22 protein-coding genes are annotated in these 18,626 nt (G+C 31.3%); 19 read left to right on the top strand and 3 right to left on the bottom strand.

Annotation, left to right across the window (positions count from 1 at the left end; translation table 11 throughout):
* Window positions 1-15: 15 nt before the first annotated feature.
* The 6 genes from B5E75_RS09285 (at window position 16) to B5E75_RS14615 (ending at window position 7,818) form a co-directional block, all read left to right on the top strand.
* Window positions 16-1,254, top strand: a complete 1,239-nt coding sequence (locus B5E75_RS09285) for an ammonium transporter (protein ID WP_087358623.1) — start codon at window positions 16-18, stop codon at window positions 1,252-1,254.
* 13 nt (window positions 1,255-1,267) lie between these two features.
* Entirely contained in the window at window positions 1,268-1,615 is a 348-nt protein-coding gene (locus tag B5E75_RS09290; protein ID WP_206413976.1) for a P-II family nitrogen regulator, read from the top strand.
* A gap of 225 nt (window positions 1,616-1,840) precedes the next feature.
* On the top strand, window positions 1,841-2,920 hold the full coding sequence (locus B5E75_RS09295) for a carbamoyl phosphate synthase small subunit (protein ID WP_087358627.1): 1,080 nt from the start codon (window positions 1,841-1,843) through the stop codon (window positions 2,918-2,920).
* Window positions 2,913-6,107: a carbamoyl-phosphate synthase large subunit gene (carB, locus tag B5E75_RS09300; protein ID WP_087358629.1), complete on the top strand. Its 3,195-nt coding sequence runs from the start codon at window positions 2,913-2,915 to the stop codon at window positions 6,105-6,107. Before B5E75_RS09295 ends, carB begins: the two co-directional genes overlap by 8 nt.
* 127 nt (window positions 6,108-6,234) lie before the next feature.
* Complete coding sequence (locus B5E75_RS09305; protein WP_087358631.1) at window positions 6,235-7,335, top strand: hypothetical protein; 1,101 nt, start codon at window positions 6,235-6,237, stop codon at window positions 7,333-7,335.
* Between the two features lie 336 nt (window positions 7,336-7,671).
* Window positions 7,672-7,818, top strand: coding sequence for a hypothetical protein (locus B5E75_RS14615; RefSeq protein WP_162607670.1), 147 nt, complete (start codon window positions 7,672-7,674; stop codon window positions 7,816-7,818).
* A gap of 27 nt (window positions 7,819-7,845) precedes the next feature.
* On the opposite strand, the gene B5E75_RS09315 is transcribed toward B5E75_RS14615, so the two are convergent.
* The 3 genes from B5E75_RS09315 to bilS form a co-directional block, all read right to left on the bottom strand.
* On the bottom strand, window positions 7,846-9,081 hold the full coding sequence (locus B5E75_RS09315; RefSeq protein WP_087358635.1) for an MFS transporter: 1,236 nt from the start codon (window positions 9,079-9,081) through the stop codon (window positions 7,846-7,848).
* Window positions 9,071-9,925: a hypothetical protein gene (locus B5E75_RS09320; RefSeq protein ID WP_087358637.1), complete on the bottom strand. Its 855-nt coding sequence runs from the start codon at window positions 9,923-9,925 to the stop codon at window positions 9,071-9,073. Before B5E75_RS09320 ends, B5E75_RS09315 begins: the two co-directional genes overlap by 11 nt.
* A 105-nt stretch (window positions 9,926-10,030) precedes the next feature.
* A complete protein-coding gene (gene bilS / locus B5E75_RS09325; RefSeq protein ID WP_087358639.1) occupies window positions 10,031-10,522 on the bottom strand; it encodes a flavodoxin family protein BilS in 492 nt (163 codons plus the stop codon).
* A 167-nt stretch (window positions 10,523-10,689) separates the two neighbouring features.
* Here bilS and B5E75_RS09330 point away from each other — a divergent pair, with 167 nt between their 5' ends.
* From B5E75_RS09330 to B5E75_RS09385, 13 genes are all read left to right on the top strand, one after another.
* The gene (locus tag B5E75_RS09330; RefSeq protein WP_087358640.1) at window positions 10,690-11,583 is read left to right on the top strand and encodes a D-alanyl-D-alanine carboxypeptidase family protein; all 894 of its coding nucleotides are present in this window, start codon (window positions 10,690-10,692) and stop codon (window positions 11,581-11,583) included.
* 11 nt (window positions 11,584-11,594) lie between these two features.
* On the top strand, window positions 11,595-12,104 hold the full coding sequence (locus tag B5E75_RS09335) for a dUTP diphosphatase (RefSeq protein WP_087358642.1): 510 nt from the start codon (window positions 11,595-11,597) through the stop codon (window positions 12,102-12,104).
* Window positions 12,105-12,917, top strand: a complete 813-nt coding sequence (locus B5E75_RS09340; protein ID WP_241146653.1) for a CapA family protein — start codon at window positions 12,105-12,107, stop codon at window positions 12,915-12,917.
* Window positions 12,868-13,230, top strand: coding sequence for a hypothetical protein (locus tag B5E75_RS14835; protein ID WP_241146654.1), 363 nt, complete (start codon window positions 12,868-12,870; stop codon window positions 13,228-13,230). Before B5E75_RS09340 ends, B5E75_RS14835 begins: the two co-directional genes overlap by 50 nt.
* 99 nt (window positions 13,231-13,329) lie before the next feature.
* Window positions 13,330-13,914: a hypothetical protein gene (locus tag B5E75_RS09345; protein ID WP_087358644.1), complete on the top strand. Its 585-nt coding sequence runs from the start codon at window positions 13,330-13,332 to the stop codon at window positions 13,912-13,914.
* A 13-nt stretch (window positions 13,915-13,927) separates the two neighbouring features.
* Complete coding sequence (locus B5E75_RS09350; protein ID WP_087358646.1) at window positions 13,928-14,119, top strand: hypothetical protein; 192 nt, start codon at window positions 13,928-13,930, stop codon at window positions 14,117-14,119.
* Window positions 14,120-14,427: 308 nt separating this feature from the next.
* The gene (locus B5E75_RS09355) at window positions 14,428-14,937 is read left to right on the top strand and encodes a GNAT family N-acetyltransferase (protein ID WP_087358648.1); all 510 of its coding nucleotides are present in this window, start codon (window positions 14,428-14,430) and stop codon (window positions 14,935-14,937) included.
* Between the two features lie 58 nt (window positions 14,938-14,995).
* Window positions 14,996-15,820 carry a DUF2262 domain-containing protein gene (locus B5E75_RS09360; protein WP_162607671.1) on the top strand — a complete coding sequence of 275 codons (825 nt, stop codon included), beginning with the start codon at window positions 14,996-14,998 and terminating at the stop codon, window positions 15,818-15,820.
* A gap of 33 nt (window positions 15,821-15,853) precedes the next feature.
* On the top strand, window positions 15,854-16,315 hold the full coding sequence (locus B5E75_RS09365; RefSeq protein ID WP_087358652.1) for an NUDIX hydrolase: 462 nt from the start codon (window positions 15,854-15,856) through the stop codon (window positions 16,313-16,315).
* A gap of 17 nt (window positions 16,316-16,332) precedes the next feature.
* The gene (locus B5E75_RS09370) at window positions 16,333-16,593 is read left to right on the top strand and encodes a DUF3781 domain-containing protein (protein ID WP_087358654.1); all 261 of its coding nucleotides are present in this window, start codon (window positions 16,333-16,335) and stop codon (window positions 16,591-16,593) included.
* Window positions 16,594-16,621: 28 nt separating this feature from the next.
* Window positions 16,622-17,167: a DUF7010 family protein gene (locus tag B5E75_RS09375; protein WP_022356404.1), complete on the top strand. Its 546-nt coding sequence runs from the start codon at window positions 16,622-16,624 to the stop codon at window positions 17,165-17,167.
* A 23-nt stretch (window positions 17,168-17,190) separates the two neighbouring features.
* Window positions 17,191-17,673: an ABC transporter permease gene (locus B5E75_RS09380; protein ID WP_087297376.1), complete on the top strand. Its 483-nt coding sequence runs from the start codon at window positions 17,191-17,193 to the stop codon at window positions 17,671-17,673.
* Window positions 17,674-17,715: 42 nt separating this feature from the next.
* On the top strand, window positions 17,716-18,626 hold a 911-nt coding region (locus B5E75_RS09385), incomplete at its 3' end, for an alpha/beta hydrolase (RefSeq protein ID WP_087358656.1).

The following is an 18,626-nucleotide window of genomic DNA, read 5'->3' on the forward strand; positions in this document are numbered from 1 at the left end:
TAGGGGGTCTATAATATGAATTCAGGGGATATTGGTTTTATGTTGATATGCAGTGCTCTGGTGTTGCTGATGACACCAGGACTTGCTTTCTTTTATGGGGGACTTGTTCGCCGTAAAAATGTTGTTAATACAATGATGACATCTGTTTTTGTCATTGGTATTGCAGCTATTATGTGGGCATTATTTGGATACTCACTGGCTTTTGGAAATGATCATTTTGGAATTATTGGAGATTTTAGCTGGTTAGGTTTACAGGGCATTGAAGGAAGTACAACAGATTATGTTTCTACAATTCCTCATTTAGAATTTTCAATTTTTCAAATGATGTTTGCAATCATTACACCGGCTTTAATAACGGGGGCAGTTGCTGGTCGTATGAAATTTAAAGCTTTGTTTTTGTTTATTATTCTTTGGTCAGTCATTGTTTATTATCCAATGGCTCACATGGTCTGGGGACTTGGTGGCTTTCTGGCTAAAATTGGTTCGGTAGACTTTGCTGGTGGAAATGTTGTCCATATCAGTTCTGGTGTCAGTGCATTAGTTTTATGTATTGTACTAGGAAAACGCAAAGACTATTTACGCGTACAATATCATGTTCATAACATTCCATTTGTTGTCTTGGGAGCCAGTTTACTGTTGTTTGGATGGTTTGGTTTTAATGCTGGCAGTGCCTTACAGGCTAATGAATTAGCAGTTCATGCCTTTATAACAACAGGTTTATCAGCAGCAGCTGGAATGCTGTCATGGATGGGTATGGATGTATGGATGAGTGGAAAACCAACACTGGTAGGAAGTGTAACAGGTATGGTTGTGGGTCTTGTTGCCATTACCCCGGGAGCAGGATATGTTCCTATTTGGGCATCAATCATTATTGGGCTTGTTGGAAGTCCTATCTGTTATCTGATGATTTCTAAAGTAAAACAGAAATTAGGCTATGATGATGCTTTGGATGCTTTTGGATGTCATGGTATTGGCGGTATCTGGGGTGGTATTGCGACAGGATTGTTTACACAAACGTCTATTAACGATGTTGCCAGATGGAATGGTTTGTTCTTTGGAGATACACAATTATTCATAGCACAAATCATCAGTATCGTTGTTACGATTGCTGTGGCTATTATTGGAACGCTTATTTGTATAGCCATTGTCAGATGTTTCACAACACTTCGTGTTTCTAAACAGGAAGAACAAAAAGGATTGGATATTTCTGAACATCAGGAAAATGCATATCCATCTTTTAATGGATTGGATTAGGAGGACAGTGAATATGATCAAAATTGAAGCGATTGTGAGAGAAGAAAAATATGAAGAAGTCAAAGAAGCACTTGCTCGTATTCATGTGAATGGTATGACAGTTTCTCAGGTAATGGGATGTGGCACACAGCATGGGTATACAGAATATGTTCGTGGACAGGAAGTCGAAGTGAACATGTTACCGAAAATTAAATTTGAGATTGTTGTCAGCAATGAAGATTGGGCGAATAAAACAATTGAAGCGATTTGTCAGGCGGCTTATACTGGAGAAGTAGGAGATGGTAAGATTTTTACTTATAAGCTTGATAATGCTATGAAAATTCGTACACGTGAAACGGGCGAAAAAGCAATTAATGAGTAATGATTAATAATTTAAAATTATGATAATAAAAAATTATGAAAAAATATCTTGATAATTATGTTAAATTTGACTATACTATACAAGAATAAATAGAAAGGAATGAGAATTATGGTGGGAAAACAAGTTATGGATACAACGATTGTTAGAACATCTTTTTCTCATTTTTTATATTTCTAAAAACATATCTTTTATGGATATGTTTTTTTATGATATAAGGAGGTAACAATGAAAGCATATTTGATATTAGAAGATGGACATGTCTTTGAAGGTGAACATTTTGGTGGTCATAAGGAAGTCATTAGTGAGTTTGTCTTTAATACATCTATGACAGGATATCTGGAAGTCTTAACAGATCCTTCATATGCTGGACAAAGTGTTGTGATGACTTATCCATTGATTGGAAATTACGGTGTTTGTTTGGAAGATCAAGAATCAAGACAACCATATGTAGAAGGTTTTGTTGTGAATGAACTGGCAAGATTAGGCAGTCATTTTAGAAAGAATATGGATTTAGAAGAATATTTAAAACAGCATGATATTGTAGGTATTCAAGGTGTTGATACACGTTATATTACAAAGTTAATCAGAAATAAAGGTTGTATGAATGGTTTGATTACAACACATCACTATGATGATTTAAGTGATGTTTTAAAACGAATTCATGAGTATAAAGTTTCTGGTGTTGTGAAACAAACAACATGCTGTGAACCTTATGTTTTAGGAAAGGGTGCATATAAAGTCGCTTTATATGATTTTGGAGCAAAGCAAAATATTGCCAGAGAACTAGTCAAAAGAAATTGTGAAGTGACAGTTTTCCCAGCTGATACACCAGCAAAGACCATTTTAGAAGGACACTTTGATGGAATTATGCTTTCAAATGGTCCTGGTGATCCTGAAGAATGTGTAGATATTATTGAAAATATGAAGATTTTAAGTCAAAGTGGTTTGCCTATTTTTGCTATCTGTTTAGGACATCAGTTAATGGCTTTAGCACATGGTTTTCAAACAGAAAAGATGGTTTACGGTCATCATGGTGCCAACCACCCTGTTAAGGATTTGAAAACAAATCGTGTTTATATTTCAACACAAAATCATAATTATGTTGTCAAAGAAGAATCATTGGATAGCCAAGTGGCAAAAATATGGTTCCAGAACGTCAATGATGGAACATTGGAAGGCATTGAATATTTACAGGAACCTATTAAAACAGTGCAGTTCCATCCAGAAGCATGTGCTGGACCATTAGATACATCATATTTATTTGACGAATTTATCAAAATGATGGGAGGAAATCAAAATGCCTAGAAATCATGATATTCAAAAAGTATTAGTGATTGGATCTGGACCAATTATCATTGGGCAGGCAGCAGAGTTTGACTATGCTGGAACACAGGCTTGTAGAGCCTTGAAAGAAGAAGGAATAGAAGTTGTCCTTATTAATTCTAACCCAGCCACAATCATGACAGATAAAGATATTGCTGATAAGGTTTATATAGAACCATTAACTGTACCAGTTGTGAAACATTTAATTGAAGTTGAAAAACCAGATAGCATTTTACCGACACTTGGGGGACAAAATGCTTTAAATATTGCGATGGCTTTAGCTGATGAAGGATTTTTAGACAAACATCATGTGCGTACTATTGGAACTTCAACAGATACAATCAAACTGGCTGAAGATCGCTTAGAGTTTAAAACATTAATGGAAAAGATTGGAGAACCATGTGCAGCATCAATTGTTGTAAATCATGTAGATGAAGCCATTGAGTTTGCAAATAAAATTGGTTATCCAGTTGTTGTTAGACCAGCATATACATTAGGAGGAACAGGTGGCGGAATTGCCAATAATGAAGAAGAACTTCATCATATCTGTTCTAATGGATTACGTTTATCACGTGTGAGTCAGTGCCTCATTGAAAAAAGTATTGCCGGATGGAAAGAAATTGAATATGAAGTGATGCGTGATGGACATGGCAACTGTATTACAGTATGTAATATGGAAAATTTAGATCCAGTTGGTGTACATACGGGAGATAGTATTGTTGTGGCACCAAGTCAAACTTTATCTGATAAAGAATATCAGATGTTAAGAAGTTCGGCTTTAAATATTATTACAGCCTTAAATATTCAAGGTGGATGTAATGTGCAGTATGCTTTAAATCCAGATAGTTTTGAATATTGTGTCATTGAAGTTAATCCACGTGTTTCGCGTTCTTCAGCTTTAGCTTCAAAAGCAACAGGTTATCCAATCGCCAAACTGGCAGCGAAAATTGCTTTAGGTTATACATTGGATGAAATTAAAAATGCAGTTACTGGAAAAACATATGCTTCTTATGAACCGACGTTAGATTATATTGTTTGTAAGATTCCAAAATGGCCATTCGATAAATTTGTTGGGGCATCTAGAAAACTAGGAACACAAATGAAAGCAACAGGAGAAGTCATGAGTATTGCTCATAATTTTGAAGGGGCTTTTATGAAAGCTTTACGTTCCTTAGAACAAAATGTTTATGATTTACATATTCCTGAAGTTGATGGTTTATCATTAGATGAATTAAGAGTGAAATTAAAAGATGTTGATGATCATCGTATCTTTGTAGTGGCAGAAGCTTTAAGACAGGGAATGAGTGAACAGGAAATTCATGATATAACACGTATTGATTGCTGGTTTATTGATAAAATCAAACATTTAACAGAAGTCGAACAACAATTAAAAACAGAACCACTGACTGTTGAATTATTAAAACTTGCGAAAAGATTAGAATTCCCTGATCAAATTATTGCTAAGTATACAAATCATACAACGCAAGATATTCATCAAATGAGATTAGATCATCATATTGAAGCTGTTTATAAAACAGTAGATACATGTGCAGCTGAATTTGATGCAACAACACCTTATTATTATTCTGTATATGGAGAACATAATGAAGTTGATCCTCGTGATGATAAAAAGAAAATCATGGTTTTAGGTTCAGGACCAATCCGTATTGGACAAGGGATAGAGTTTGATTACTGTTCTGTTCATTGTGTCTGGGCTTTAAAAGAAGCAGGATATGATACAATCATCGTCAACAACAACCCAGAAACAGTGTCTACAGACTTTGATATTGCTGATCGTTTATACTTTGAACCATTAACACCTGAAGATGTCGAAAGTATTGTACGTTTAGAAAAACCAGACGGAGCCATTGTACAATTTGGTGGACAAACAGCCATCAAGCTTACAAAAGCCTTAATGGAAATGGGAGTTCCTATTTTAGGAACATCAGCTGATAATGTCGATGCTGCTGAAGATCGTGAAAGATTTGATGAAATCTTACAGCGTTGTGATATAGATCGTCCAAGAGGTTCAACAGTTTTTACAACAGAAGAAGCTTTAGAGGTTGCTAATCGTTTAGGATATCCAGTGCTTGTCAGACCTTCTTATGTATTAGGTGGAGCTGGAATGGAAATTGCTTTAAATGATGGTGATATCAAGAAATTCATGGAAATCATTAATCGTCAATATCAGGAACATCCTATCTTGATTGATAAATATTTATCTGGTAAAGAAGTTGAAGTCGATGCTATCTGTGATGAACATGGTGTATTGATTCCAGGTATCATGGAACACGTAGAACGTGCAGGAGTGCATAGTGGAGATAGTATCTCAGTATATCCACCACAAAAGATTAAACAGGAAATTAAAGATGTGATTGTGGATTATACACAAAGACTAGCAAAAGCGCTACATGTCATTGGTTTAATTAATATTCAATTTATTGTTTATGAAGATCAGGTATATGTCATTGAAGTGAATCCACGTTCTTCACGTACTATTCCTTATATTTCAAAAGTGACTGATATTCCAGTAGTAGATGTGGCTACACATGTCATTATGGGAAAAACAATCAAGGAACAAGGTTATGAATATGGATTGGCTAAGGAAAAAGAAACAGTGGCAATTAAAATGCCAGTCTTCTCTTTTGAAAAGATTACTGGTGCTGAAATTAGCTTAGGACCAGAAATGAAATCTACAGGTGAAGTTTTAGGTGTGTCTAAAGACTTTGATGAAGCGATATATAAAGCATTCATTGCGACAGGTATTGATTTACCTAAGAAAAAGAATATTATCTGTACTATTAAAGATAGTGCTAAAGATGAATTCTTACCAATTGCAAAACAATATCATAAGTTTGGTTATGATATCTATGCAACAATTGGAACATTCACATATTTAATCGAACATGGTGTTCCAGCACATTTGGTGAATTACATTGCAGATAAGAAAAATACAATCTTTGATTTAATGTTGACAGATACAGTTGATTTAATTATTGATATACCAACAAGAAACAATAATTTAAAAGATGGATTTATGATTCGTCGTTTTGCAGTAGAAGCTGGTATTCCTATTTATACATCATTAGATACAGCACAGGCATTAATCAATTGTCTTGAAAAAAGACATCAAGGAAATACATCACTTATTGATATTACAAAAATTTAATAAAAGAAAAGAAGGATGCTATAGTTATGGCATCCTGTTTAATTATCTTGATAATATGAAATAAAAAATATACTATATAAGTAGGAAAAGTTTAAAATTGGAGTGATATGTTAAGGAGGAATTTTAAATGAAATCACGTTTTTTAAAAGTCCTTATTTCATTATTGGTCATAATTGTATGTATTATGGTGATTGAGCATCAATCTTATAATCGTACTCATCAAGAAGTGTCTTCTCAAACAGGGAAATTAGTATTTATTTCTTATCAAAAATTAGATTTTGATGATATTTATTCTGTTAATCAAAAATATAAAAATTTTGAAATAAAGATACTAAATCCCTCTGATTTAAATTCATATCATTTCGATAATCAAGATATCGTTGCTGTTGATAACAAGTTGATTTCCAATATGGAAGTTAAAAAGTTCATTCAAGATTATATTAAGGAACATTTTATTCTTTTTGTTGGACCAAGTTCTATAGAAAAAATTTCTAATGAATTAGATGTATCTTTTCAAAATGACATGCCTATATACGCAATGGATGACGGAAGCATAATATCAAAGAACCTTGTTGACATGCATGGTGAATTTTCTGTCTTGAAATATACAGAAAATAAGAGTTTAAAAGAAAATGTTCAAATAGTTCATATTCAAGGGAAGGCATTACCAATAGAAAACTATCTTATTCCATGTTTAGATTTCATAAGTGAAACAGCACCAGTACAGACAAATTATGTATATCAGCCTCGTTTGTATAAATATTATTTTCTTGATTCATCAAATCATTTAACAGGTACATATATTTATACGGGTTATGGATTATATAAAGATACCAATGAAACAGACTTATATAAAGATTATTATACTTTGAAGACAAGCGTATGTTTTTCTAATGATGGACATTATTTGACATTACAACATGATGGATTTTCTCAATATCAAGCAACAGTCTTAGATAAAGAAACATTGAATGATGGAGAATCGTTATCTCAATCTAAAGCAGAAATTTCCTTGAAAAGTATAAATGATTTATCAAGTGTATGGACTGTACGAAAGAAAATAGATTTAAATCATAATTATTTTCATATGGATGATGTATTTGAATTTGCATCGGAATATTCTGTCGAGGAAGGGAGTAACCCAGAGTTTGCATATAGTTTATATGCTTTAGATAAATATGCAAATCGTATAAATAGGGCAACAGTTCATATTGATACAAAGTCATAATTATAAACATTTGATTTATTGAGGATTATATCCTCTTTTTAATATGAGTTAGTTTATTTTAATGATCATTGTATAAAAAAATATATAATCCACTAACGGCTAAAAAGCATCCCATTAATTTTTTAATAGAAAAGAAGTTGAAAAAAAGACTATCTAATATAAATCCTAAGATATTTTGCGATAAACAAGGAATAAAGTAATCTTTGTTAGAGAAAGGTATTTACTAACAGTATTTGTAAGATATATATTGAAAATGCCGATGATACTTCCAAGTAATAAGCAAAGCATTTGTTATCATAAAAAATGTTAAATGAAAATATGATAGATGTGGCTGAAATGATAGGAAGTAGTTATCGTCAATTACAAAGAGTATTAAGATATTTTATAAAACAGGAATATATGAAAAAAATAGATAAGGGAAAATATATGATTTTGGATTTTAAATCTTTACAAGAATTAGGGAAAGATTTATATCATATATAAAAAAGACTCCTATAAAGAGTCTAAAAATTAAAGGTGAAGTTTTTCTGTTTTTTTGAAGAATACAAAACCAATGAAAAACATAATCGCTAATGAACCAACACCAATATTCATCATACCTGTGACTTGAGAAATAAAGGAAACGAGAGTTGTTCCCATAAAAGATGCACCTTTACCACAAATATCATACAAACCAAAATATTCACCAGAACGATTGGCAGGAATAATTTTTGCATAGTAAGAACGTGATAGTGATTGGATGGCCCCTTGAAAAATTCCTACACCAACAGCTAAAATCCAGAACTGATATTGTTGTTGGAGAGTGATTCCATATAATGCGATAAGGAAATAAGCAAAGATACATATTTTGATAAGTTTTGTATTTTCAATAGAAGAACTTAATTTCCCAAAGATTAAAGCGGCTGGAAAAGCAACAATTTGTGTTAACAACAAAGCAAGTAATAAACCTGTTGTATCCAAACCTAAAGCTGTTCCATAAGCTGTTGCCATATCAATGATTGTATAAACACCATCTATGTAGAAAAAGAAAGCAATCAAAAAGAACAAGACTTTTGGGTTCTTTTTTAAATCTACAAAGATATTTTTTAAACGTAGAAAACTAGCTTTAACATAATGGTTTTCTTTTTCTAAATAATATGTTTGATGATATCCAAGAATTAAAGGAACTGACAATAATAACCACCATAAGGCAATCAAAAGAAAACAAAGACTCATAGCTGTTTCCATTGTGAGATGGAATTGTTCATAAAATAACACAAGAATTAAACTGCCTACAAAAGGAATACAACTTCCAATATATCCCCACGCATATCCTTTGGCAGATACATTATCCATGCGTTCAGGTGCTGTAATATCAGTCAACATAGAATCATAAAAAACAAGACTCAATGAATAAGCTGATTTTGCAATAACAAATAAACATAAAAACCATAACCATGAAGATGTAAAACCAAGTAAAATACAACCTAAAGCCCCAATCAATAAGGCTATCATAAAGAGTTTCTTTTTCCATCCTTTAAAATCAGAAGCTGTTCCTAAAATAGGACCGAGAATCGCTGTAATAATTGTAGCCAGTGATGTCGCATAACCCCAGAAAGCTAAATAATTTGTTTCAGAGATATGAGCATTGTCAGCTAAAAAATTAAAATAAATCGGCATAATTGTAGACACAAGTAATGTAAAAGCAGAGTTGCCTACATCATATAAAATCCATTTCTTTTCTAATGATGTTGTTTTAGATGTCATAATCTTGCTCCTTTTCATATGGTAAAATGAGAATATCCTGCCATCCTTCATGTGCACTATAATTGTGCAGGAAGTCACGATGTAAAGCTTCGTTCTTTGTTAAAAAAGCATAATAGTTTTCACTGAGCATAGCACAATGAGGAATAGCTTTTTTCATGAGTTTTTCTAAACGTAAGTTACTATCATGACAAACAGGATGATCTTTTTGATCCATTAATAATCCACGATAACCTTTATATTTTCCAGAAATAAATAGGAAAGTTTTAACCAAAGCTCTTATCAATGGCTGATGACTTGCTAGAAAACGATTATATGTTTTCATAGACTGAAGTGTAGATAAGATTTGTTGATTTGTAAATTGTGGAAAAAATGATTGAATGACTTTAGCATTTTCCATTGTAGGATTTAAATGTTTTGTTAAATCTGTGTAGAGTGGTTTTTGATGGTTCTTGATTAATAAGTATTTATCCATTTCACATTCAATGAGTGAATGTGAAACATGAGATACGTCTATCTTTTTTTCAATATAACTATGACATGCATCATCTAAAGCAAAATGAGCAATAAATCCTAGCATATAAGCTATTTTGGCTTCCTTATGACTTTTTTCTAAAATTACATGACGTGAACTTTCAAAGAAATCGTAAGCTTTCATTTGATGCATGGTACTTCCCCAACGGTTCATCTCGTTATGATGATAAATCTGATAATAGAAAAAAATATCCGGACCATGCAAACCTATTTCATAAAGATCAAGATGTTCTTGAATAATTTTTTGTAGATGGGGAGGATAGACTTTTTTCATTTCTTCCCCAAAACAGTAATGTGTATATATGGCTGGCATATATTCCCCCTCCTAACGTGTATATCTTACCACAAAAATAGCAAAAGAATGTAAAAAATACATAAAATATTTGTTATGAAAAACATCATAGAGGACTATGATGTTTTATGAAATCATATCTAGTTGTTGAATGAGTGATTGTAAATCTTGTTCATTGGGGTGTGATAAAGCTTTATCAAAATTGTCAATCATAGGTAAAAATCTGTCTGGTTGTTTTTGAGCCATTTGCTCATAACGTTGTCTGACACTCATAGGCATTTTTCCTTGACACATAAATTGCCCAACAATTTGATTATCATCAGCAATGTTTGTTTGTACACGTTTCAAAATACTATCAAAATATTCTTGACTACCACCAAAACCAGCAGTTCCAAATAAAAAGATTTTTTGATGATGAAGTTGTTTCAAATAATCTTGAATCGATTCATCACATGTTCCTTTATCCGTCCAGAATCCAACAAAGATATAATCTGCAGTTAAAGGAGCTTGAGCAGCTTTCCCATAATAACAACATTCACCATCTAAATGATTTTGAATAGCTTGAGCTAACATTTCTGTATTTCCCGTAGGACTTGAAAAAACAATACTATATTGCATAAGTTCATCTCCTCGTCTTTATCATAAAGATATTATAGGAATTTGTGTAAATAATGTCAAATTGAATTATTTTATAAAATATTAAGGACATTTTTGTAAGATTGGTTTATAATGATAGCCAAATGAGGGTATAGTGACATTATGAGAGATATTTCATGGAGGTTGTTATGAGAAAAATAATTGGATTTATCACTGTTTTTTTGATTTTGACTGGTTGTCAAGAAAAAGATCAGGAAGCACCAGTATTATTACTTAATAAATCTAGAGTACAGATTGCTTTGAATACATCTTTTGATTATTTGCAGTATGTTGAAAAGGCTTATGATCGTCAAGATGGGGATGTGACAGACCACATCAGTTATAACGAAATTGATACATCTAGCGTTGGAAAGAAGACTGTTCATTATAAAGTCACTGATCAGGCTGGAAATCAAAGTCAGAAAGATTTGATTGTCGATGTTGTAGAATATGTGGGAGATTTGATTAATCCTATTACTGCTCAGGCAGATATCGTAGAAAATCCAGATGATGTAACTGTTCTTGTCAACAAATTACATGAAATACCAAAAGGCTGGAAACCAGATGACTTAGAAGATGTCATTGATTGTCATCAACAGCTACGTCATGAAGCTAACGAGGCTTATACCAAATTTTATCAGGCAGCTAAAGCTAAAGGGATAGCCATTTATACGATTTCTGGTTATCGTGAACCTGAAACACAACAGCTTTACTGGGATAATTCAGTGAAAGTTTTTGGCGAAGAACATGCGATTCAGTATAATGCCTATCCTCGTCGCAGTGAACATGAATTGGGACTTTGTGTAGATATATCTTATACAACCGAAGGTGATCGTTTAAGTGAAAAGGTTGCTGATAGTGCATTAGGAAAGTTTATCGAAAGCGATGCCTATAAATATGGTTTTATATTACGTTATCCTCAAGATAAAGTGCGTATCACGGGTTATAGTTATGAACCGTGGCATATTCGTTATGTCGGCGTTGATTTAGCAACCAAGTTGCATAATGAAAATATAACACTAGAAGAATATTATGAAGGTTAAGGAGAATACATATGACAACAGCAAAATTTTATAAAGTATCTTATCAACAATTTGAGGAAGCTTATTTGGATTATGATCCAAATGCTTCTAGGGAACAGATTCAAAACATCTATGAATCTATTCAGCTACCAAAACGTGCGACAAAAGGCTCAGCTGGATATGATTTTTATACACCAGTAGATATTTGTTTGAAACCTCAAGAAACAATCAAGATTCCTACGGGAATTCGTTGTGAAATGAATGAAAGATGGGTTTTAATGATTTATCCAAGAAGTGGACTAGGATTTAAGTATCGTTTACAATTAAATAATACAGTGGGTGTCATTGATAGTGATTATTTTTATTCTGATAATGAAGGACATATCTTTATTAAGATGACAAATGATACAAATGAAAACAAAACAGTAGAAGTTTTAGCTGGACAGGGTGTTGCTCAAGGAATCTTTATGCAGTATGGGATTGTGGAAGATGATGATGCCAGTGAAATACGTAATGGTGGATTTGGGAGTACTACAAAATAAATGAAAAAGATTCTTGTTTTTGTTGTAATGGCTATGATTATATATGGCTGTCAAAAGTCTGTACCAGAAAAGAAAACGAAAACTGAAGTGAAAGAAGATATTGTTTCATTTGTTGCAGTTGGTGATAATTTAATGCATCAAAGATTGTTGGATGAAGCGAAAACAGAAAATGGATATGATTTTTCACCTTACTATACAAATATCAAACCCTATATTGAAAAGGCTGATATTGCTTTTGTGAATCAGGAAACAATCTTAGGTGGTGGAACACCTTCGGGTTATCCTTATTTTAATACACCTGATGAAATGGCAAAGAATTTACATGATGTGGGTTTTGATGTTGTGAATGGTTCTACAAATCATGCTTTAGATATGGGATATAAAGGAGTTCAACATTCTATTCAAGTTTTTCAGCAATATCAGGACATGACTTATATTGGTTTATATCAATCAAAAGATGAACGTATTCAAGTTGTGAAAAAGAATGGATTGCGTATTGCTTTTTTAACTTATAATCAGATGTTAAATACAACAGAAGATTATCCAGATTATTGTATTCATGATTTTAATGAAGAACAAATGAAAAAAGATGTAGAAAACGCCAGAGAAATCAGTGACATCATTATTGTTTCTTGTCATTGGGGTATAGAAAATGATACAGAACCTCAACCTTTTCAAAAGAAAAATGCAAAATTATTAGCTGATTTAGGTGTGGATATTGTGTTAGGAACACATACACATACTTTAGAACCGGTAGAGTGGATTGAAGGAAAAAGATGGACATCAAACACTTGTTGCTTACAGTTTAGGTAATTTTATTAGTGGTATGTTAGAAGAAGAAACACAATTAGGTGGCATGTTATCTTGTGATTTTCGTAAAGATGGAAGTGCATGGAAGATTGAAAATGTCTGTTTGACACCTTTAATGAATCATTATGAAGCTTCTGATCCTCAAAATGTGGAAGATACCAGAGAAAGATTTACTGTTTATAGATTAAAAGATTACACAAATGATTTAGCTAAAAAACATGCTTTGCAAGGATATAATGGTATAACAATTTCAAAAGAACGTATGCAAGAAAAGGTAAAAGAAAGAGTAGGAAGTCATATTCAAATTGATATGTAGGGAACAGAAATGTTCCCTTTTTTGATATGGTACTCATGTTTCAATTCCATTGAATAGCTGATCTTCTGTTGATATAATATGAGATATAGGAGTAAAAATATGGCTAGAAAGAAAATACCTTCAATTGATGAATTAAGAGATTATCAAGAAAAGCAAAAGGCTTATCTTCAAGATTGTATTAAAAATCATAAAACATTTGTTATAAGTGGTCCAAAGTTTCAAGGAGAAAATATTTGGGTAGCTAAAAGTACTTTGCCTTTAATGGAAGCAGCCAAAGAAGTTGGAGCATCTCCAGAAGAAATATGGCAGTTATGTAGTAAACTATCAACCCTGACACATGCTCCCATAACAAAAAAAGAATATGAGAGAATGATTCCTTTTTCTAAAAAACCCCACACAGTTGATACAGTTCTTCAGTTTTTAGAAAACAATATTCCTCAATATAATCAAAAAAGACATTGTTTAGATTTTGATATTGTTGCTTATTTTTATTGTTATGCATTGATTTCACTTTCAGATTATAGACAAGAAGATTGTCAAAAAAAATTATGGTGTGCTGTGAATGACTTTGTTGAAAAAGATCAAAGTATGGCTATGGTCTTACTAAGAAACATGAAAGTTTTAGAACCGACACGTCCTTTTTTGACACCAATGAAAGAAAAGTTAGAAAAAGCAATAGAATGAAAAGAGGTCAATTATGAAAAATAAAGATGAAATAAAAACATATATGTTAGAGGGAATGTCAATAGGAATGTGTATTGGTGTATCATTAGGAGTCAATATAGGGATGTTTATTAACAATATTCCTATATGTATATGTTTTGGAATAAGTATAGGATCAGGGCTTGGCTTACTTATAGGAGTTTTAATCAAAAAAGATAAATCTTAGTTGTGATGGATTAATAAAAATGATTTAGAATTTATTTGAGAGCAGTTATCTAAGTGAAATGAGATTATATATCAAACTAGGAGTTACTGCTCAAAAAAGAAATAAACAATGTCTAAGATATTGAAGTGAAAAGCAATGAATAACCTGCAAGTTTGTTTTATATACTTGTATCTTTGTTTTGGATAATGGATTAGGTAGAAAATTGCCTTCATTATTATTGGTCTAGGTTGGCTTATATCTGCTATATCTGGATTTATAGAAAATTTTAAAAAGTAGAATGTTGTTTATTTGAGGAGATAGAATAAAGCATGATATTAGAAACAGAGCGTCTATATTTAAGAGAGATGAATCAAAGTGATTTTGAAGATTTAGCTGAAATTTTACAGAACCCTAGAGTGATGTATGCTTATGAGCATGATTTTTCAGATAATGATGTACAGGAATGGCTTGATAGGCAAATAACAAGATATGAAAAATATGGTTTTGGATTATGGGCAGTTATATTAAAGAATACAGATGAAATGATAGGACAGGCTGGTTTGACTATGCAGCCTTATAAAGATACTGAAGTGTTAGAAATTGGTTATTTATTAAAAGAAAGGTTTTGGCATTATGGATATGCAAGTGAAGCAGCCAATGGATGTAAAAAGTATGCTTTTGAACAATTAAACAGGGATAAAGTTTATTCTATTATAAAATCAGATAATTATGCTTCTATGAAAGTCGCCAAAAGTATGGGAATGAAAAAAGAAGATGAATTTATGACACAATATTATAATGGTAAGATGCTTCATTATCTCTATTCTGTTTACAAATAAATCAAAATGAAATAGGAATATTGGTTTTGTAAACAATCAAGAAAAGGTGGAATGAATGATGTCAGTACAAACAAATTTTGAAAAAGACTTTGAAACAGAAGAATATGAAATGCTTATTTTAGTTCGATCATCTTGTAAAGGAGCAGCAAATATAGAAGATATGTTGAAACCATTTGTTGATTTTCTTGCGTCCATAGATTTGCGTACAGGTCAGTTCTCTCATGAGAAAGGTCGTCTTGAATGGCTTATCAAAAATGACAATAATCGTCAAGGATGGGGATATGAATTTAAACAATTGGGCATTTATCGTATTACTGTTAGAAAATGTATACCACAAGATCAGACACCATATATGAACAATAGATATATGCTTATCAATATGCTTGAAGAAAATGCATCAAATAAAAAATTAGAAGCTTTGAAAGCATATTATGCTAAGCCAGTTTCTATAGAAAATGAATTAGGTTCTTTTGCCTTAGATAGAGAATTTTCATGGTTTGAAGGAATTGTCAATTGGAATGGAGTAGAAGCCAATGTCTATTTAGAAACCGATGAGGAGGATGGAGATACAGCCAAACAGGCAATGAAGGTATTAAAAAGAGTTGTAGATAATATTGTGGAAAATGATGCAAGGTATCGTGAATATGCCGCAGAAGAACTTACAGAACTGGCAAATGACTGGATGGAAGCATCGGATGAAATTGATACAGAAGAAATCACAAAAGAAATATTTATGAAACGTATGGAAATGAGCGAAATAATGGTGAGCTCAAATGGAAGTTTATCTTTGTTTTACAATGATGATGATATGTTCTGGGGACATGTTATTGAAATAGATGTTGATTCAAGTGGAGAGATTATAAATGCTCATATAGCTGGGTAAGAGTAAAAAAGAATTTAAGGAGAGGAGAATCATATGACTGGATATATGAAAGAAATGCGAAAATTTGTTGGACATAGGACAATCATTCAATGTGCAGCCAGTATAATATGTGTAGATGATAATGGAAAAATATTACTTGGAAGAAGAAATGACAATCATATGCTTGGTTATTCCGGCGGTTCGGTTGAAATTGATGAATATGTTGAGGATTGTGCAAAAAGAGAACTATTTGAAGAAATGGGTATCATAGCCAAAGAATTGGAATTTTTCTGTGTAAACTCTGGACCTGAAGCTCATTATATTTATCCTAATGGTGACGAAGTATCTAATTTTGAAATAGTATATCTGTGTAGAAAGTGGACGGGAAATCCAAATTCAAATGATGGAGAGATGGATGAATTACGTTTTTATGATCCAAAAGAAATTGATATCAATCAAATATCTCCACCAATTAAAAAAGTTGTAGCAGATTATATCAATAAGTTTGGTAAATAATTTAAGGAGAAGAAAGAATGGAAGATAAAAAGATATTAAAAAAGATATTACTTGATAATATTGATAAAATTCATATAACTGAAATGGGAGTTTATAGAATCAAAAGAAATCTAAAGATAGATACAGATGATGTTGTTGAGTATTGTAAAGATAAGGTGTTGGATAAAAAGTGTAACATATACAAACAAGGTAAAAATTGGTATTGTGAAGTTGGAAATATCAAAATCACTATCAATTCATATAGTTATACAATTATTACAGCACATATTGTTAAGTAAATTTGAATTTATTGAGGAGAGCTAAAAAATGAACTTGAAAGATTTGAAAAAAGATTGTGCCCAAAAGCAAAAGAAAGGTATTCATTTTATCATTGCATCAGTAGTAATATGGATTATGGTTTTAATCGTACAATTAACAGATTTACCTATATTAACAAAAAATCTATTGACATTTTGTTGCACTGCACCATTATTACCTATAGCTTTTTTAATTTCTAAAATATTAAAAATACAATTTCAAGATAAAAGTAATCCATTAAACTACTTAGGAATACTATTTTCTGCAAATCAAATGATATATCTTTTAATAGCAATGTGGATTTATCCTACATTGCCGGATAAAATGCTAATGGTTATTGCTATGATATTCGGAGCACATTTATTGCCATACAGTTGGTTATATAATTCAAAAACATATATGGTATTGTCAATAATTATTCCAATATTATCTTTGATAGTTGGTTTAAATTTTGCTAATTATACTCTTGCAATAATGATGATACTGATAGAAATAATATTTAGTGTCCTGTTATCATTTGAAAATAAGAGAATAGTAAATGATTATGTCCAATAAATTAGAATTTGGAGTGAAACAGAATGATTATAATAATCGAAACCGTAATTTTATGTATCGCGTTTTTTCTAATATGTTTTTGGGGAACAGGTACAGATAACAAAAATTTAAAAAGCTATTCATCTTATCCAGATGAAGTGCAAAATCGAATAAAGAGTATTGCAGAATATCAAGGAAAATTTAAGGAAAGCAATAAAGTGGTTACATTTATATCCAATTTTCTGTTATTTCTGTTCGTACTATTTATATTAGGGTTGTTTATCAAAGAAAATGGCTTCACACATAATTTTCTTTGTTTATGTATTATAGGACAGGGATTGAATATCTTTGACTTATTTATTGTAGACCTTTTATGGTGGCGGAATACAAAGCGTGTTCGTTTAAGAAAAATACCAGAAAAGGAATTGTATCAAAATCCGAAAAAGCATATAGAAGCGTTTATCAGAGCCTTTATTATGTATCTGCTAATTGCTCTGATAGACGGATATATATTGACACTTTTATAGGAATAAATATAAGTAAATCCTAATTTGAAAGTGAGATAATCTATGAATAAATTTTTAAAAATTAGTATAATTATAATTGAAGTTATTATTTTCCTTATAGTATTGTTGATGATAATAAGTTTCGTTAATCATAAAATAAAATTAAAAAAAGAAGATAAATTTTTTAAAACAACTGGTAAAATTGTTGAAGTTAATAATCATAATATAAATGTTTATGTAAGTGGAAATTCCAATAGTGATACAACATTAGTATTTATGTCTGGAGGAGGAACTTGTTCACCTACACTTGATTTTAAAACACTATATTCATTATTTGAAAATGATTATCAAATAGCAGTAGTAGAAAAAGCAGGTTATGGTTTTAGTGATATAAGTGATATTGATAGAGATATAGATACAATTTTATTTGAAACAAGAGAATCATTGAATAAAGCAGGTATAAAAAACAATAGATATATTTTATTTCCTCATTCTATGTCTGGAATTGAAGCATTATATTGGGCAAATAAATATCCAGATGAAATAAAAGGAATAGTGGGATTAGATCCATCAGTTCCTAAAGCATACGAGAATATGAAAATAAATAATATGCTCCTTTCTTTAGCTAAATTTGGAGCAGATATAGGACTTACTAGATTTATACCATCTATTGTTAATTCTTCTTCTGCAATTAAAGATGGAAATTTAACAGATGAAGAAAAAAAGTTGTATAGAATTGTTTTTTATAGAAGAACAGCAACAACTTCAATGCTAAATGAAACAAAACAGATAAAAGAAAATGCTAAAAAAATAGAAAGTATTGATATTACTAATGTACCTATGTTATTTTTTATATCTAATGGAGATGGGACAGGATATGCAAAAGAACAATGGAGAAACTTTATTATTGATTATATAAATAGTAAGCAAAATGGAGAATATAAAATTTTGGAATGTTCTCATTATGTTCATAA

Origin of the sequence: Massiliimicrobium timonense (assembly GCF_002160865.1) — a bacterium.
GTDB lineage: Bacteria > Bacillota_I > Bacilli_A > Erysipelotrichales > Coprobacillaceae > Allocoprobacillus.